Source organism: Allorhizobium borbori (assembly GCF_014196535.1).
In the GTDB taxonomy this organism is placed as follows: Bacteria; Pseudomonadota; Alphaproteobacteria; order Rhizobiales; family Rhizobiaceae; genus Ectorhizobium; species Ectorhizobium borbori.
Genome location: NZ_JACIDU010000019.1, coordinates 1 through 15,878, shown reverse-complemented (window position 1 = coordinate 15,878; position 15,878 = coordinate 1). Strand labels below are relative to the sequence as shown.

Sequence of the window (15,878 nt, the reverse complement as noted above, 5' to 3'; positions counted from 1 at the left end):
TCATCGCTTCGGCATTCCTTCCGGGCGCAGCAGGCGCCGTTGGGCGGCGATGCGGAACGGGGCGTTCATCGCGCCATAGCCTGCATAGGCGCCCCGCCGCTCGATGATCTCGAAGAAGAAACCCTCGCCGAAGGTGCGGCTATAGATCTGGAAATACTCGCCATTATCGTCGCGGTCATAGAGAATGCCGGCCTCGCGCATTGCGTCGGAAAAGTCCGGGTCGAGGCCGAAACGGGCTTCCAGATCCTCATAATAGTTCCGCGAAATCGGCAGCGCCTGAAAGCCGAGCGTAGTCAGGGCCTTTGCGGTCGCGAAGATGTCGTTCGTCGCAAAGGCGATGTGCTGTATACTGGTACCGAAGCCTTCGGCAAGGAACTTGCCGGCAAAGGTCTTACGGCTGTCGGCACCATTCATCGTCAGACGGAACAGCGGTTCGGGCTCACTCTCTATGGCCTGACTGCGCACCAGCCCGCCGGGATCGACCACGTCAACCATCGGCGTGCGCCGGGTGGAAAAGATCGAGGTGTAGAACAGAAGCCAGGTCAGCATCTCGTCGTAATGGGTGGTCTGCGCCAGATGGTCGATGCGCGTCAGGCGGGCGTTGGCGGTGGTCTTTGGGGCTTCCACGGGTTCGAACTCGTTCTGCCAGATGGAGGCGAGTGCGGGTGAGCCGTCGAGAAAGTAGATCACACCGTTACCCACGCCCTGAATGGCAGGCACCGTGACTTCGCCCGGCTTGCGCGGTTCGGAAAAGGTAGGCGCGCCAAGGGCTGCGGCACGCTTCAGCGCATCCCCGGCATTGTTCACTTTCAGGCCAAAGGCATAGGCATTCGTGCCGTGGACCGAGTAGGACGCGCCGGCAAAGCTGTCGCCGGTACTGTCCGTGTTGATGACGATACGGATATCGCCCTGCGTATAGAGATCGACGGCGCGGTTGCGGTGGCGCGCGGTGTACGTGAAGCCGAGCGTCCCAAGCAGCGCCGTCAGGTTGGCCTTTTCTTCCGGCGCGGTGGTAAACTCAACGAATTCCACACCCTGCGTCTCAACACGGTCCGGCATGTCAGGCACGTCGATGCGGATATCAGGCTCCAGCCGCTTCACCCGGTCCATGACGTTGACGAGAGAACGATGACCGTCCTCGGCGAGCGCCCGGGCCGAACCTCCGCGGAACTGGTCGTTGAAGATTTCCAGCGACAGCGGGCCAGTATAACCGGTGGCGGCTACGGCACGCATGAAATCCACCACTGGCAGATCGCCTTCGCCCGGCATGTTACGGAAATGGCGGCTCCAGTAGAGCAGGTCCATGTCGAACAGTGGCGCATCGGCAAGCTGCACGATGAAGATCTTGTCGCCGGGGATAGAGCGGATCGAGTTCGGGTCGATCTTGCGGGAAAGCGTATGGAAACTGTCGAGAATGATGCCGACATTGGGATGATCGGTGCGGCGGACAATTTCCCACGCATCGCGGTGATCGTTGACGTGCCGGCCCCAGGCGAGTGCCTCGTAACCCACTCGCACGCCATGGCGGGCCGCCATGGTGCCCAGTTCGCGGAAATCGGCTGCGGCGCGGTCGATGCCGCCAAGCGAAACGGGCGACACGTTTGAGCAGATCAGCATGAGATCGGTGCCGAGTTCGTTCATGATCTCGAACTTGCGCTCGGCGCGTTCGAAGGCGCGCCTGCGCAGTGGTTCGGGCATGCCCTCGAAATCGCGGAAGGGTTGGAAGAGCGTAATCTCAAGCCCATGATCCTCTGCCATCTTCGCCACGTCGCGTGGGGAAGCATCATAGGTCAAGAAGTCGTTTTCGAAGATCTCGACACCGGTGAAGCCGGCCCGAGCAATTGCCGCCAGCTTTTCCGGAAACTCGCCGCTGATGGAGACCGTCGCGATCGAGGTCCGCATCTTCACGCTCTGATTGCTTGTCTCTTGGCTGGCCATATTGCCTTCCTTTTCGGCTTTATGTACTAATTAGTTAATAATGGGCGCGATTCAAGACCGGGCCCGATGATGAGGGAACGATGAAACGGAACGCGACGGTGAATGAGAGCAAGGAGGCCCGTCCGGCAAAGCGGGACCCCGAGGGGGTTCGCCGCGATATTCTTTCGGTTGCCATGGAGGAGTTTTCCCAGAACGGGCTTTCCGGCGCGCGGATCGATGAGATTGCGGCACGCACGCGCACATCCAAGCGCATGATCTATTACTATTTCGGCGACAAGGAAGGGCTTTACCAGCATGTTCTGGAAGAAGCCTATGGCAAGGTGCGTGGCGGCGAAAGCAACCTCGAACTCGACGGGCTCGATCCGGTCGCTGCCCTCGGCAAACTCTGTCGCTTCACCTTCGACCACCACCGCCGAAATCCGGCCTTCATCCGCATGGTCATGATCGAGAACATCCATCACGGCCGCCACATGCAGCTTTCCAGAACCATTCGCGCGTTGAACCAGCAGGCCATCGAAGCCCTGGAGGCGGTGTTGACACGCGGGCAGGACAGCGGCGTTTTCCGGCTGGGCGTCGATCCGCTGGAACTGCACTGGCAGATCAGCGCCCTGTCCTTTTTCAATGTTTCGAATGCGGCCACCTTCTCGTTCATTTTCGGCGATGGCCTCTTTACCGCAGACGGGCAGGACACCCTGTCGCGCCATGTGGCCGACATGGTGTTGCGCTATGTGCTGCAGCCCGAACATATGGGCGCTATCGCGAAAGACGGCCAATGAGGTGGCGGAGCGCCGCCTCATAACCTTCGACACCAAGGCCGGCGATCACCCCTTCCGCGCGTGTGGAAACGTAGGAATGATGGCGGAAGACCTCGCGCTTGTGGATGTTCGAGATATGCACCTCGATCACCGGCGCTTCGAAGGTATTCAGCGCATCGAGGATCGCCACCGAGGTGTGGGTGAAGGCGCCCGGATTGATGACGATGCCCGCCGCCTTGCCGCGCGCTTCGTGAATCCAGTCGATCAACTCATATTCGCGATTGCTCTGGGCGAATAAGATCTCGTGGCCGGCGGCTTCCGCCACCTTGCGGCAGTTTGCCTCGACATCCGCCATCGTCTCGCGTCCGTAGATTTCCGGCTGACGCTGGCCAAGCAGGTTGAGGTTCGGACCGTTCAGAACGTAAAAAAGGCTCATGCTACACCCTCCGCAAGGCACATTTCGGTAAAGTGGGCGGTCATGCGGACAGGGTCCGGCTCGCGCCCGCAGAAAAGCCGGAAGGCTTCGACCGCCTGAAACACGGTCATGCCGCCACCGGGCAGTGTCCGGCAGCCCTTGCTCGCCGCTGTCGCCAGAAGTTGGGTGACGAGGGGCATATAGACGATATCGGCCACCCAATGGCGTGGTTCGATCAGGTCCGGCGAAACCGGAATGCCGGGATGCGCGGGCATGCCAACCGGCGTCGCGTGAATGAGGCCATCCGCGTGCTGCAGCGAATCCGCCGGCGCGTCGACGGCGAAGGCGCGGGGGCTACCGAAACGCGCGTTGAGGTCGGTAGCCAGCTTGATGGCTCGGTTCTTGTCCTGATCGAAAATGTCGAGATGCACTATGCCGAGCTTCAAAGCAGCATGGGCCACGGCCACGCCGGCCCCGCCTGCACCGATCAGGAGTGCCCTGTCGCGCTTTGCGTCCGGCAGGCCGCGCTGAAAGCTCTCGTAAAACCCATACCAGTCGGTGTTATGGCCGATGCGCTTGCCGTCCCGGAACACGACGGTGTTGACCGCGCCCAGCATCCTTGCATCTTCGGAAAGACTGTCGAGATGGGCAATAACGGCTTGCTTGAAGGGATGGGTGATGTTGGTTCCTGCGAAGCCGCGCCCTTCGAGTTCCGAAACAAGATCGGGCAGGGCGCTTTCAGGCAGGTGACGGGCGTGAATGTCGACCAGTTCGTATTTGTAGTCGAGCCCGTGGGCAGCACCTTCGCGCATGTGCAGCGCGGGTGTTTTTGAAAGCTGGATATCGGCGCCGATCAGGGCAACGCGATAGGTGTTTCGTTCTGTCATGGTTGCGGACCGTTCGTTCGGCGTGGAAGGGGCGGCGGGTTGCCCCGCCGCGCGCTTCAGTGATGCGCGAGAATTTCGCCCAGGAAGGTGCGGGTGCGCTGGTGCTTCGGGTCGCGGAAGAACTCCTCCGGCGGCCCTTCTTCAATGATCTCGCCCGAGGCCATGAACACAACACGGTCGGCGACCTGCCGGGCGAAGCCCATTTCATGGGTGACGCAGATCATCGTCATGCCGTCGCGGGCAAGGCCGATCATCGTGTCGAGCACTTCCTTGACCATTTCCGGATCGAGCGCCGAGGTCGGCTCGTCGAACAGCATGGCTTTCGGCTCCATGCATAGCGCGCGGGCGATAGCAGCACGCTGCTGCTGGCCACCCGAAAGCTGTGCCGGGTACTTGTCGGCCTGATCGATGATGCGCACACGCTCGAGATATTTGCGCGCGGTGGCTTCCGCATCCGCCTTGGAAACGCCCTTCACCCGCATGGGGGCAAGCGTGCAGTTTTCCATGATGGTCTTGTGCGGAAAGAGGTTGAAGCTCTGGAACACCATGCCGACCTCCCGGCGCACCGCATCGATGGTGCGGGCGGAGGCGGTCAGCGTGGTGCCCTCGACGGTGATCTTGCCCTCCTGGATTTCTTCCAGATGGTTGATGCAGCGGATCAGCGTCGATTTTCCCGAGCCGGACGGGCCGCAAAGAACGATCTTCTCGCCCTTGCGAACCGTCATGTTGACGTTTTTCAATGCGTGGTAGGCTCCATACCACTTTCCAACGCCATCAAGGGCGATCAGCGGAGCCTGAGCGGCGGCGGATTGCGGCATGGAAACCTCCTCGTTACTTCACGGTGAAGGGGATTTCGGGCAGGGAATCCGGGAATGCCGGAACCTCGCGCTTCATCCACTTGGCGTAGATCTTGGTCAGTTCGCCATCAGCCTTGATCTTGTCGATGAAGGCATTGATGGTTTCGTTCCAGTCCTTTTCGCCCGGGCGCGTGCCTGCGCCGTTATAGAGCGTCGTCAGGTCGAACTTGGTTTCGTACTTGCCTGCGGCAGCCGCGTTCAGGCGGTCGCCATAGAACTGATTACCGCCGACGGCTTCCACCTGGCCGGCGATAAGGGCCTGAATGTTGGCGGCATCGTCGTCGAAGCGCAGAATGTTGGCCTTGGAGCCAGCGCCAGCGGTGATCGTGGTGTCCATGGCGCTCGACTTCGGCACGCCGACGGCCATGCCGGTCAGATCGTCAAAGCCGGCGATCTTCTTGTCCTTCGGGCCATAGACCGAGAGAACGTTGCCGGCATAGGGCTTGGAATACTGGATGGTCTTGGCGCGCTCGGCGGTCATGCCCATCGTGGCGAAGAGTACGTCTACCTTGCCGGTGAGCAGGGCCGGAATGCGGTTGGCGACTGCCAGCGGCACGAACTCAGCCTTGACGCCAATGTACTCGGCAAATGCCTTGCCGATGTCGGCGTCGAGACCGTCCTGCACGCCGCTGGAATTCACGAAGCCCCACGGCGAGTTGTCGCCCTGAATGCCGATCACGACCTTGCCCTTGGCCTTGGCCTCCTCCACGGTGCCGGCGAAGGCATCAACCGGCGCGATAAAGGGCAGGACTGCCGCTGCTGCGGCCAGAGCGAGCACCGCGCGGCGCCCGAATTTCATGCTGTTTCTCATCATTTGCTCCTCCTTACAAAGCTGATGAACTGCGTATTGGCGAATGCAGAGGCTTCATCGTGAAGCGGTCTGCAGCCGCCTTTCCATGCTGGCGCCCCAAAGCGAGAGCGGCCAGCAGATCAGGAAATAGATGATGCCGACGATGGCGAAGACGGTGAGGGGGCGGAACGTCTGGTTGGAGACGATCTGGCCGGCGCGCGAGAGTTCGACGAACCCGACGATGGCGGCAAGCGAAGTGCCCTTGATGAGCTGCACCAGAAAGCCGATTGTTGCGGGCAGCGAGATGCGCAGCGCCTGGGGCAGGACCACGTCCTTCATCCGCGACACGTAATGCAGGCCAAGTGCATTGGCCGCTTCCGTCTGTCCCTTCGGAACGGCCTGGATGCCACCGCGCCAGATTTCGCCGAGAAAGGCGCTGGCATGCAGCGTGAAGGCGACGGCAACGGCGACCCAGGCATCGACGTTGAAGCCCATCAGCGCTACGCCATAATAGACGACGAAGAGCTGCATCAGAAGCGGCGTGCCCTGGAAGATGGCAATATAGCCGGCGGTGAAACGGCGGGCGAACGGGGCCTCCGAGGTGCGGGCGAGCGCGACCGCGAGACCGAATACACCGCCCCCGATGAAGCCGATGATCGTCAGCGCCAGCGTCCACTTGAGACCCTGCATCAGGAAGTACAGTTCGTTGGGACCGATGGTTGCCATTGTCTTGTCCTCACTTGACCGGATAGCTGAAGGAAACGCGGGAAATGAGCGCGAAGACGCCCATCATCAGCGAGGAAATGATCAGGTAGAGCAGAGTGATCGAGAAATAGACCTCGAAGGAGCGGAACGTGTCCGCCTCGATCTTCTGGGCGACGGAGGTCAACTCGTAAGCCGCAATCGAAGTGCAGACAGAGGTCGTCAGCGTCAGCATGATGAATTGGCTGGTAAGCGACGGATAGACGGCTCTCAGCGCCGGTTTCAGGATGATGTGGCGGAAGATCTGCGCAGGGTGCAATCCAAGCGCCTTGCCCGCCTCGACCTGGCCCTTGGGAATGGAATCCACCCCGCCGCGGATGATCTCGATGGCATAGGCGCCACCGTTCAGCGCCAGCGCGATGATCGCGGTCGCGGTCGGGTTGAGGCGCACGCCGATCTGGGGCAGCGCGAAGAAGATGAAGAAGATCTGGACGAGGAACGGTGTGTTGCGGATCGCTTCCACGAAGCCGATGACCAGTCCGCGCAAAAGCTTGAAGCGCGATCGGCGCGCCAGAACGCCGAGAACGCCGATGACAGTGGCCAGCGCCATGCCGGCAATCGCCAGCCCTATCGTCGCAAGGCAGGCGACAAGCAACTCGGGCAGGCGGTCCACGACCACCGAGAAATCGAGATTATACGACATAATTCCTCCGGGCCCGTCACGCAGGCCTGAACAGGCTTGGCCTGTATTCTCCTGTTCGCTCGCCTCGCGGCCTCGAACCCTCCCAAATATCTCTCCGGTCTCTCCATCGGGTGCGGTCTCCTTCCGCGCTCCGATCCGGTTTGATGAATGTTTGTACCAGTTAGTTCATTTTTGTGTCAAGCCATTCCTCGGCGGGAAATCGGCATTTCGCATTTCTTTTCCGCGCGTCGGTATTTTGATTTTATAGTTTTATTTCAATATGAAACGGGTGTTCTCTATCGCCTGAATTCAAACGCCGACGCCCCCGCGGCGTACCGCGAGGGGTTCAGAAAATTGCTGGCCAGCCTGTCATGATGGCTGGTTTGATGTCAGGCTCGGTCCTGTCCAAGCCGTTCGATCTGGCCGGCCAAACGGTTGGCCGTGACAAGGGCGACGCCCGTTGCCAGCACCATTTGCGGCAACGTCAGCCACTCCAGCACCCATGCCGCCCCTGACCGTTCCTGCTCGTGCACCAGCGACTGGTGCAGGGCGGAAAGCTGCGTGGCGTTGAAGCGTGCGAGCGTGACCAGAAGTTCGGCCGCGACCGGATTCTGCTTGTGCGGCATAGCGGATGAACCGCCCCCGCCGGAAAGGCGGATTTCGCCGCCGGTTTCGGCCAGCAGCGCCACATCCTGCCCGAACTTGCCGAGGCTGCCGGTGATGAGCGACAGAAGCCCGGCCAGTTCGCCGATATTGTCGCGTTGACTGTGCCATTGCGGCCGGTCGACGAGGTCGAGCCGCGCGGCGAGAGCTGCTCGCACTTGCGGTCCCTTGTCTGCGAACTTCTCCAGCGTGCCGGCTGCGCCGCCGAATTGCACGGCAAAGCCGTGGGCTGCGAATTCGGCAAGCCGGACTGCGGAGCGCTCCAGCGGGGCACGCCATGAGCCGATGCGGTCGCCGGCGGTGATTGCGATGGCCGCCTGCATGCGGGTGTAACCCATCAACGGGCGCAAGCCATCGCGGTCTGCGAGGGCGGAAAGGCCGACGGACAGAACCGCCAGCCTCTTTGCTATGATGTCCGTCGCCGTCTTCAGGCGCAGCATCAGGCTCGTGTCGATCACGTCCTGGCTGGTCGCGCCGAAGTGAACCTTTTCCCCCTCGGGGCCACCAACCGCCTGGCGCAATTGCCGAACGAATTCGGGGATCACAACGCCATCCTGTGCCACGCCTGATGCGAGGGCGGCCATGTCCGGGACGAAGCCGGAAAGCCTGGAAGCGATGGCGGCTGCAGCGTCAGCAGGGATGACGCCGCAGTTTGCCTCGGCTTCGGCCAGGGCGATTTCAAACCGCAGCATGGCGGCTATATCGGCCTCTGCAGAAAACAGCGGCGCAATCTCTGCATCGCCCAAGATGCCGGCCAGGAACGGGTGCTCGAAGGGAGAAAGGCTCATGGTGGTCAGATATCGAAGAACACGGTTTCGCCTTCACCCTGAAGCCGGATGTCGAAACGATAGGTGTTGTCGCCTTCCTTCTTTGCGATCAGCGTCGGGATGCGCGGCTTGTGTTCGACGCGGGCGAGAACCGGATCTTCGGCATTCGCCTGCTCCTCTTCGGGGAAGTACATGCGTGTGTGAAGCCCAATATTGATACCGCGCGCGACAATCCAGAAGGTGACATGCGGGGCCATCCAGCGACCGTCCTTGAAGGGAACGCGGCCGGGCTTGATGGTTTCGAACACGAACTCACCGGTATCCATATCGCCGGGCGAGCGGCCCCAGCCGAGGAAGTTCGGATCGGCCGCGCCGTGCGTTTCGCTCGGGCTGTTGTAGAAGCCGGCGTCATCGGCCTGCCAGATTTCCACCAGCGCATCCTTCAGCGGGTTACCGCCGCCGTCATAGACGGTGCCGCGAATGGTGATACGGGTGCCGCGCGTCTGTTCATTGTAGAGCGCGCCCGAGCCGAGATCCTTGTCGAATACGCCATGGATGCCGACGAAGTTCGGCGTGCAGCCGATATGGACGTAAGGGCCTGCAGTCTGCGAGGCGCTTTCCTTGAGATAGCCAAGCGGTTGAACCATGTCAGTTGCCCTCCGGGCGGTTCTCGAAGAAGGTGGAGCGGCGGCCGCGCAGCACGATGTCGAACTTGTAGGCGCGCATGTCCATCGGAATGGTGGCATTCATGTCAAGCGGCGCGATGAGTTGATGGATCGCGTTCTCATCCGGGATCGTCTTGACGATCGGACAACGCCAGATCAGCGGATCGCCTTCGAAATACATCTGGGTGATCAGACGCTGCTGGAAGCCGTGGCCGAAGATCGAGAAGTGGATGTGGGCCGGACGCCAGTCGTTAACGCCGTTCGGCCATGGATACGGGCCGGGCTGGATCGTCTTGAACCAGTAATAACCGTTCTCGTCGGTGATGGTGCGGCCGACGCCACCGAAATTCGGATCGACCGCCGCCAGATAGGTTTCCTTCTTGTGGCGGTAACGGCCGCCGGCATTCGCCTGCCAGAATTCCACCAGCGCGCCCGGTACGCCGACGCCGCGTTCGTCCAGCACGCGGCCATGCACAAGAATGCGCGGGCCGATAGGCATCTCGCCGGGCTTGGCGTAGTTCAGGATCAGGTCGTTATCCAGCGGGTTCAGCATGCCGTGGCCAAAGACCGGACCGGTGATTTCGCTCTTGGTGCCCTCGAGCGAAATCAGGGCGCGCTGTGGCGAGCGCAGGATGCTCGTCTTGTACCAAGGCGCGTAGGCCGGCGGATGCATGTCGCGGTCACGCGCGAAGAAAGGCCCGGTTTCGGGCGGTCGGTTGCTCATTTCGTCTCCTCCGTCTGCGAATTATTGACCTGCCTTTCGGCCAGTGCAAGCTTGGCGATCTTGAAGGCGTGGTTGGCAGCGGGAACACCCGCGTAAATCGCCACGTGCATCAGCGCCTCCCTGATGTCTTCCTCCGTCGCACCTGTATTGGCGGTGGCGCGCACATGCATTGCCACTTCGTCATCCTGGCCGAGTGCTGCCAGAAGCGCGATGGTGACCATCGAGCGCTCGCGTTTCGTCCAGTGCGTGCCCGACCAGACGGTGCCCCACGCGGATTCGGTAATCAACGTCTGAAACGGCTGGTCGAACGGGGTGGCATTGGCGCTGGCGCGGTCCACATGTGCATCGCCCAGCACAGAGCGGCGGGTAGCCATGCCCCTGGTATAGCGTTCGGAAGGCTTGGCGTTGTCGGTCATAATCAGTGCTCCGGCAGGGTTTTCAGGAAAGCGGCCACGGTGGCGGAATAGGTGGCCGGCTGTTCGACGCAGGGAATATGGCCGCAGCCGGCAATTTCGGCATAGGCGCTGGCGGGAATGAGGGCGGCGAGCGACTTCACGAGGGCCGGAGGGGTCGAGCCGTCCTGATCCCCGACGACGCAGAGCGTCGGCACGGCGATGCGAGCGGTTGCGATAGTATAATCGGCATCGCGGATCGCCGCGCAGGTGCCGCAATAGCCATCGACCGGTTGGCGGGCGAGCATGGCGCGGCAGCCTGCGTAAACGGCGTTGTCGTCCGTGCGGAAGGCGGGCGTGAACCAGCGCTCCATGATCGGATCGATCATGTCCGTCAGGCCGTTCTTCAGGATCGTGTCGATGCGGGAATTCCACATCTCAGGCGTGCCGATCTTGTGGGCGGTATTCGACAAAACCAGCCCGCGCACGAGATCCGGACGGCTGGAATAAACCGCCTGGGCGATCAGGCCGCCGACCGAAAGCCCCCAGATCACCGCCTTTTCGACCTTGAGGTGGTCGAGAAGCGCGATGAGATCACCGGCATGGGTTTCAATGGAATAGGGCGGACTTCCCGCGCCGGACAAACCATGGCCGCGCTTGTCGTGGAGAACATAGGCGTAGGCGTCACCCAGCTCTTCCATGACCGCATCCCAGATGCGGAAATCGGTGCCGAGCGAGTTGATGAAGGCAATGACCGGTTTGCCGGGCTCGATCCCTTCGGCGCGATAGTGAATGACAGCGTCGCCGACCTGCAGAAAATTCATGAGTCAATCTCCTCTTGAAGGCGACATTGCAATGTCGCTTCGGTTAAGTAAAATGAGATTTACGCCTCATTTCATAATTGAATGGTTATGGTTCAGCCGATCGATCCACGTATCAAGTTCCGCCACCTGCAAGCCTTCGTTGAGGTGGCGCGCCAGAAAAGCGTCAACAAGGCGGCTGAACTTCTGCATGTCAGCCAGCCGGCGGTGACCAAGACCATTCGCGAACTGGAGGACATGCTGGGCGTTGCGTTGTTCGAGCGCGACGGGCGGGGCATCCGCATGACGCGTTACGGCGAGGTGTTTCAGCGCCATGCGGGCGCAACGATGACGGCGCTCAGGCAGGCGGTCGACTCGGTGTCGCAGGAGGCGGCGCGGGCCGGTGCACCGGTGCGCGTCGGGGCGTTGCCCACGGTGTCGGCGAGGATCATGCCGCAGGCGATGACCCGCTTTCTGGCCGAGGGAACGGCGACACCGGTCAAGATCGTAACGGGAGAAAATGCCGTGCTTCTGGAGCAGTTGCGGGTCGGTGATCTCGATCTGGTCGTGGGCCGCCTTGCCGCACCTGGCAAGATGACGGGCCTCTCCTTCGAGCATCTCTATTCGGAGCGGGTACTGTTTGTGGTGCGCACCGATCATCCGCTGCTGGCGCCGGGCACCAATCTTTTTGATCGGTTGCAGGACTTTCCGTTATTGATGCCGACGCGAAACTCGGTCATCCGGCCCGTGGTCGAGCAGTTCCTGATCGCCCTCGGGGTATCGGTTCCGGCAACCCAGATCGAGACGGTTTCAGACTCGTTCGGCCGCGCCTATCTACGCATGAGTGATGCTGTCTGGATCATTTCGGAGGGTGTGGTTGCCGGCGACATCGCTGACGGTGTGCTCGCAGCGCTGCCGCTAGACACCGACGACACCCGAGGCCCGGTCGGCCTTACCATGCGCACCGACACGCTGCCTTCGCTGGCGCTTACTCTGCTCACCAATGCCATCCGGGACGCCGCCGCGACAATCCGCGCAGGTTGAGGACGTTGTGCAATGGATTTGATGCTGGCGAAGACATGGCTGTACGGCATCGTCAATGCAATCAAGCGTGGACCTGGGTGTGGGAAACTCGGCCCTGACTGACCGAGATCCGCTTTAACGTCGCTATCGTTTTCCTGCCGAGATCATCGCCCATGCCGCGTGGCCGTATTTCCGGTTTCCGCTCAGCCTGCGGCTGATCGAGGACATACTGGCGGCTCGAAGCATCGTCGTTTCGCATCAAGCCACCCGGCTGTGGGCGGAAAAATTCAGCGGCACCTTCGCCAAGCAGATCCGTCAACGTTTGTACGGCCAGTTCGGCCCTGAAGCGGACGAGATGGAAGAGGCTGACCTTGTGAACAGGCCAGACGGTGAGCAGTCCGGGCATTCTCGTCGCGCTCGCAGATCTTGAGCGCCGCCGTCACACGACATTGCAGGTCGGTCCTGCGCGCGCGATGATCCTGGGCGTGGTGCTGGCCTTTATGTTCGCGACGATGCCGTCAATATCGATAGTCTCCATGTCGACCAGCAGACGATGGGTGCAGTCGGTCGAATGGGCGGCCACACCTATGCCCTCATCCGCAATCAGTTCGACATCAAGACCATGACGCTTCAGGAATGGGAACACCCGAAGGCGGCGGTCGAATGACCGACAGTCCCCATTTTTCCCAGGGATGGCGGGCTGCCGCCACAAACGCAGACACCTTCCGGCAGGAGGTGTTCACGACGTCTTGCGGCGATCCCGGGAACGGTGATGAGCGATATCCGTCACTAGCGTTTTGCTGCATTGGGGCGCGACCCGCGCCTGGATCATTTCGCGTCCTTTGAGCGGGTTTGCAGAAACCTTCTTTCGCGCAATACCATCGCAACTTCCGCTACCTGTCTTACAAGGACGTCAATGGCCATCCCGATCTGTGCCCTCGGCGAACAAGAGCGTATGAACACGACGTGTTGGCGGTTCGCGTCCCATTACAGGCCGGACTTCGAGGACAGTGTGGTGCCCAAGATCAAAGCTTCGTTTGTTAGCCTTGAGGCCGTGAGCCTATTGGTAATAGCCTGAAAGTTTCGGCCAAAGCGGGACGAAGGTGTCAGGGCAGGTTCGATCTACGGATAACTTCCATCCCAGGCGACACTTTCTAGAAGCGGAACTGGGTCCCCGCCCATAGGCGACTTGGTTGAAACGCCAATGAGGCTCAGCAGATGAAGCGCGGACAGCCCGGCGACCCGCGACTGTCAAAGGTTACCACTACAACAGCCATGCCCAGCTAACCGCCCACCTTCATGACTTCGTTGACGCCTACAATTACGGCTGGGGGTTAAAGACGCTATGCGGCCTGACGCCCTACGAATACATCTGCAAAATCTGGGTAACAGAGCCAAAACGGTTTAAACTCAATCCGTACCATCAAATGCCGGGACTAAACAGCTAGCCTCTGGCTATGTTTGATGCTGTGCCGGGCATCCTCGATGATGTTGCTGCTCGGAAGGCTGTGCTGATCGCGGCGCGGGTAACAGGGTCAACTCCGCGTGGAAACCAGCATCCGTTATCAAAATTCCTCCCAGCTGTCGCTGTCTTTAAGGGCCGCGTTTCCCTGGAATGCTTGCACGACCTTTGTAGTCATCTGCCGGACCGGGTTGATCGTCATTCGAGGTTGGGCAGATGTCGCTCTTGGCGCCGAACGCTGGGATTGCACAGCGCCAATATTGAACTGAGACAGAAGTTGGAACAGCGCGTCGGCCTCTTTCGCTAGACCGTGGGCCGCGGCGGAAGTCTCCTCGACCATGGCCGCGTTTTGCTGCGTGCTCTGGTCCATCGTGTTGACGGCGGTATTGATCTCCTTCAGGCTTGTCGCCTGCTCGCGAGAGACGTCGACGATTGCCCCGACATTGCTATCGACATGAACAACCTGTCTGACGATTTCCTCCAAGGCTTTTCCGGTTTCTCCGACGAGGGCAACGCCGTTCTTGACATGTCCGTTGGATGCGCCGATCAGCCCCTTGATCTCCTTCGCCGCTTTGGCCGAGCGCTGGGCAAGCTCGCGAACCTCTTGCGCGACAACAGCAAAGCCCTTGCCGGCTTCACCGGCGCGAGCGGCTTCAACGCCTGCATTCAAGGCAAGCAGATTGGTCTGGAACGCGATCTCGTCGATCACGCCGATGATGTTGGCGATCTCCGATGCTGAAGCCTCGATCTTGCCCATGGCTTCAACCGCATGTCGGACGACCAGTCCGGAACGCTCGGCATTTTCTTTAGTCTTGCGGACGAGTTGGCCGGCTTCTTGTGCCCTGTTGCTCGAGTCTGATACTGTGGTGGTAATCTCTTCAAGGGCTGCTGCGGTTTCCTCTACGGAAGCGGCTTGCTGTTCCGTCCGACGAGAAAGGTCGTCAGACGCCGTCCGGATTTCCTTTGACGCGGCAGCGATGGCGCCCGCATTATGTGCGACGGTCTCCATAGCGGACCGAAGTTTTGATGCGGCGCCATTAAAATCCAACCGGAGCTTTTCCAAGGTCGGTAAGAATTGCGTGCCGAGCTGCTGGGTCAGGTCGCCGCCTGCGAGACATTGCAATGCCGTGGCGAGGTGATCGACGTTTTCGACTCGCTTCGTGACGTCGGTTGCAAACTTCACGACCTTGAAGACCTTGCCGTTCATGTCGAAGATCGGGTTATACGAGGCTTGGATGTAGACCCTCTTTCCGCCTTTCCCGAGGCGCAAGAATTCGTCGGCGACAAACTCGCCTCCTGCCAATCGCGACCAGACGCGGCGATAGTCATCGCTGTTGGTGTAGGCGGGTTCACAGAACATCGAGTGATGCTTGCCCTTGATCTCCGACAGCTGGTATCCGAGCGTATTCAGAAAGTTCTCGTTGGCCGTCAGAATCTCGCCCGTCGGCGTGAACTCAATCACGGCCTGAGCGCGCGACAGCGCGTTCAGCTTGCCTGCATCTTCGGCGCTCTTCAGTTTTTGCGCGGTGATATCGGTCGCGAACTTGACCACCTTATAGGGTTTTCCGCTCCTGAATACCGGGTTGTAGGATGCCTCGATCCAGATCTCCTTGCCGCCCTTGCCTATGCGTTTGTATTGACGCTGGTCAAATTTTCCCGCGGCCAGATCGCTCCAGAACTGGCGATACTCGGCGCTCGAAGCCTCGCGTGGATCGACAAACATCCGATGATGCCGCCCTACGATTTCGCCGAGCTCATAGCCGAGCGCGGCACAAAAGTTCGAATTGGCGGATAGGACTGTTCCGTTGAGATCGAACTCGATGATCGCTTGCGACTTGCTCATTGCGGCAAGCACTGCGTTAGCATCGGACCAGAAAGCAAAAGACATAACACCCAAGACACACTCCATGTCTGCTGAGGGCTCGCGTCCGACGATTGGGGATTCTTTGGACGTACCGGCCTTGACAATTCGCTGCAAGTGGACCGGCTTTGCGCGTTTCACGATGCTTTCTCCCGGCATCCCCAGTTCTAGGGGTAAGCTCTGAATGAAATCTTAAAAGTCATATCCGCAGTTTAGCTTTCGCTCAAAAAGTGTGCATGTTGCCGTTCATGCAATCAGAGTCTTGATTTTCAGATTGGCTTAATCCGATCGAGTCCCACTGAGTGGCTCTGCGGGTGACCACCAATGTTTGGATTTGGACTTGCCCGCAAAAAGTGGAGAGCGAACTCCTCAAATTTGATAGGAGTTTGATCCATTAAAGTGAACCGCGCCGGATTTACCGGCGACCCCAACGCGTGAGAAGTAGGGTCTATGACAAGCGGAACGACGAATAAGTTCTCTCCTGAAGTCCGCGCC

The 15,878-nt window shown here is 60.3% G+C and carries 15 protein-coding genes and 3 pseudogenes; 5 read left to right on the top strand and 13 right to left on the bottom strand.

Going from position 1 to position 15,878, the window contains the following annotated elements:
* Complete coding sequence (locus GGQ66_RS19125; RefSeq protein ID WP_183794779.1) at positions 1-1,902, bottom strand: bifunctional sugar phosphate isomerase/epimerase/4-hydroxyphenylpyruvate dioxygenase family protein; 1,902 nt, start codon at positions 1,900-1,902, stop codon at positions 1-3.
* 116 nt (positions 1,903-2,018) lie between these two features.
* On the opposite strand from GGQ66_RS19125, the gene GGQ66_RS19120 reads away from it, so the two are divergent.
* On the top strand, positions 2,019-2,714 hold the full coding sequence (locus GGQ66_RS19120; RefSeq protein WP_183794639.1) for a TetR/AcrR family transcriptional regulator: 696 nt from the start codon (positions 2,019-2,021) through the stop codon (positions 2,712-2,714).
* On the opposite strand, the gene aroQ is transcribed toward GGQ66_RS19120, so the two are convergent.
* From aroQ to pcaD, 11 genes are all read right to left on the bottom strand, one after another.
* Positions 2,692-3,129, bottom strand: coding sequence for a type II 3-dehydroquinate dehydratase (gene aroQ / locus GGQ66_RS19115; RefSeq protein WP_183794637.1), 438 nt, complete (start codon positions 3,127-3,129; stop codon positions 2,692-2,694). The two genes, GGQ66_RS19120 and aroQ, sit on opposite strands and share 23 nt — an antisense overlap.
* Positions 3,126-3,995 carry a shikimate dehydrogenase gene (locus tag GGQ66_RS19110; RefSeq protein WP_183794635.1) on the bottom strand — a complete coding sequence of 290 codons (870 nt, stop codon included), beginning with the start codon at positions 3,993-3,995 and terminating at the stop codon, positions 3,126-3,128. Before GGQ66_RS19110 ends, aroQ begins: the two co-directional genes overlap by 4 nt.
* Positions 3,996-4,051: 56 nt before the next feature.
* Positions 4,052-4,813, bottom strand: coding sequence for an amino acid ABC transporter ATP-binding protein (locus GGQ66_RS19105; protein ID WP_183794633.1), 762 nt, complete (start codon positions 4,811-4,813; stop codon positions 4,052-4,054).
* 13 nt (positions 4,814-4,826) lie between these two features.
* Entirely contained in the window at positions 4,827-5,666 is an 840-nt protein-coding gene (locus tag GGQ66_RS19100; protein WP_183794631.1) for a transporter substrate-binding domain-containing protein, read from the bottom strand.
* A gap of 51 nt (positions 5,667-5,717) precedes the next feature.
* Positions 5,718-6,368 (bottom strand): amino acid ABC transporter permease, encoded by a 651-nt coding sequence (locus GGQ66_RS19095; RefSeq protein WP_183794629.1) that lies wholly within the window; start codon positions 6,366-6,368, stop codon positions 5,718-5,720.
* 10 nt (positions 6,369-6,378) lie between these two features.
* A complete protein-coding gene (locus GGQ66_RS19090; RefSeq protein ID WP_183794627.1) occupies positions 6,379-7,047 on the bottom strand; it encodes an amino acid ABC transporter permease in 669 nt (222 codons plus the stop codon).
* Positions 7,048-7,415: 368 nt separating this feature from the next.
* Complete coding sequence (locus tag GGQ66_RS19085; RefSeq protein WP_183794625.1) at positions 7,416-8,477, bottom strand: 3-carboxy-cis,cis-muconate cycloisomerase; 1,062 nt, start codon at positions 8,475-8,477, stop codon at positions 7,416-7,418.
* 5 nt (positions 8,478-8,482) lie between these two features.
* Entirely contained in the window at positions 8,483-9,103 is a 621-nt protein-coding gene (gene pcaG, locus GGQ66_RS19080; RefSeq protein WP_183794623.1) for a protocatechuate 3,4-dioxygenase subunit alpha, read from the bottom strand.
* A 1-nt stretch (position 9,104) separates the two neighbouring features.
* The gene (gene pcaH / locus GGQ66_RS19075; RefSeq protein ID WP_183794621.1) at positions 9,105-9,845 is read right to left on the bottom strand and encodes a protocatechuate 3,4-dioxygenase subunit beta; all 741 of its coding nucleotides are present in this window, start codon (positions 9,843-9,845) and stop codon (positions 9,105-9,107) included.
* On the bottom strand, positions 9,842-10,261 hold the full coding sequence (gene pcaC, locus GGQ66_RS19070; RefSeq protein WP_183794619.1) for a 4-carboxymuconolactone decarboxylase: 420 nt from the start codon (positions 10,259-10,261) through the stop codon (positions 9,842-9,844). Before pcaC ends, pcaH begins: the two co-directional genes overlap by 4 nt.
* A 2-nt stretch (positions 10,262-10,263) precedes the next feature.
* The gene (gene pcaD / locus GGQ66_RS19065; protein ID WP_183794617.1) at positions 10,264-11,061 is read right to left on the bottom strand and encodes a 3-oxoadipate enol-lactonase; all 798 of its coding nucleotides are present in this window, start codon (positions 11,059-11,061) and stop codon (positions 10,264-10,266) included.
* Positions 11,062-11,148: 87 nt separating this feature from the next.
* Here pcaD and pcaQ point away from each other — a divergent pair, with 87 nt between their 5' ends.
* The 4 genes and pseudogenes from pcaQ to GGQ66_RS19045 all read left to right on the top strand — a co-directional run.
* Positions 11,149-12,081: a pca operon transcription factor PcaQ gene (gene pcaQ, locus GGQ66_RS19060; protein WP_183794615.1), complete on the top strand. Its 933-nt coding sequence runs from the start codon at positions 11,149-11,151 to the stop codon at positions 12,079-12,081.
* Between the two features lie 142 nt (positions 12,082-12,223).
* Positions 12,224-12,400 (top strand): annotated as a pseudogene (locus GGQ66_RS23425) (IS6 family transposase); the annotation flags it as partial.
* Positions 12,392-12,727: pseudogene (locus GGQ66_RS23150) on the top strand (flavin reductase family protein); the annotation flags it as partial. The pseudogenes GGQ66_RS23425 and GGQ66_RS23150, both read left to right, overlap by 9 nt.
* Before the next feature lie 574 nt (positions 12,728-13,301).
* Positions 13,302-13,508 (top strand): annotated as a pseudogene (locus tag GGQ66_RS19045) (IS3 family transposase); the annotation flags it as partial.
* A gap of 117 nt (positions 13,509-13,625) precedes the next feature.
* On the opposite strand, the gene GGQ66_RS19040 reads toward GGQ66_RS19045, so the two are convergent.
* Positions 13,626-15,431: a methyl-accepting chemotaxis protein gene (locus tag GGQ66_RS19040; protein WP_370686391.1), complete on the bottom strand. Its 1,806-nt coding sequence runs from the start codon at positions 15,429-15,431 to the stop codon at positions 13,626-13,628.
* Positions 15,432-15,878: the final 447 nt, after the last annotated feature.

Excerpts from the sequence above, each read along its gene's own strand:
- GGQ66_RS19125 (WP_183794779.1), bottom strand. The coding sequence starts at position 1,902 with ATGCGGACCTCGATCGCGACGGTCTCCATCAGCGGCGAGTTTCCGGAA.
- GGQ66_RS19120 (WP_183794639.1), top strand. The coding sequence starts at position 2,019 with ATGAAACGGAACGCGACGGTGAATGAGAGCAAGGAGGCCCGTCCGGCA.
- aroQ (WP_183794637.1), bottom strand. The coding sequence starts at position 3,129 with ATGAGCCTTTTTTACGTTCTGAACGGTCCGAACCTCAACCTGCTTGGC.
- GGQ66_RS19110 (WP_183794635.1), bottom strand. The coding sequence starts at position 3,995 with ATGACAGAACGAAACACCTATCGCGTTGCCCTGATCGGCGCCGATATC.
- GGQ66_RS19105 (WP_183794633.1), bottom strand. The coding sequence starts at position 4,813 with ATGCCGCAATCCGCCGCCGCTCAGGCTCCGCTGATCGCCCTTGATGGC.
- GGQ66_RS19100 (WP_183794631.1), bottom strand. The coding sequence starts at position 5,666 with ATGATGAGAAACAGCATGAAATTCGGGCGCCGCGCGGTGCTCGCTCTG.
- GGQ66_RS19095 (WP_183794629.1), bottom strand. The coding sequence starts at position 6,368 with ATGGCAACCATCGGTCCCAACGAACTGTACTTCCTGATGCAGGGTCTC.
- GGQ66_RS19090 (WP_183794627.1), bottom strand. The coding sequence starts at position 7,047 with ATGTCGTATAATCTCGATTTCTCGGTGGTCGTGGACCGCCTGCCCGAG.
- GGQ66_RS19085 (WP_183794625.1), bottom strand. The coding sequence starts at position 8,477 with ATGAGCCTTTCTCCCTTCGAGCACCCGTTCCTGGCCGGCATCTTGGGC.
- pcaG (WP_183794623.1), bottom strand. The coding sequence starts at position 9,103 with ATGGTTCAACCGCTTGGCTATCTCAAGGAAAGCGCCTCGCAGACTGCA.
- pcaH (WP_183794621.1), bottom strand. The coding sequence starts at position 9,845 with ATGAGCAACCGACCGCCCGAAACCGGGCCTTTCTTCGCGCGTGACCGC.
- pcaC (WP_183794619.1), bottom strand. The coding sequence starts at position 10,261 with ATGACCGACAACGCCAAGCCTTCCGAACGCTATACCAGGGGCATGGCT.
- pcaD (WP_183794617.1), bottom strand. The coding sequence starts at position 11,061 with ATGAATTTTCTGCAGGTCGGCGACGCTGTCATTCACTATCGCGCCGAA.
- pcaQ (WP_183794615.1), top strand. The coding sequence starts at position 11,149 with ATGGTTCAGCCGATCGATCCACGTATCAAGTTCCGCCACCTGCAAGCC.
- GGQ66_RS19040 (WP_370686391.1), bottom strand. The coding sequence starts at position 15,431 with ATGGAGTGTGTCTTGGGTGTTATGTCTTTTGCTTTCTGGTCCGATGCT.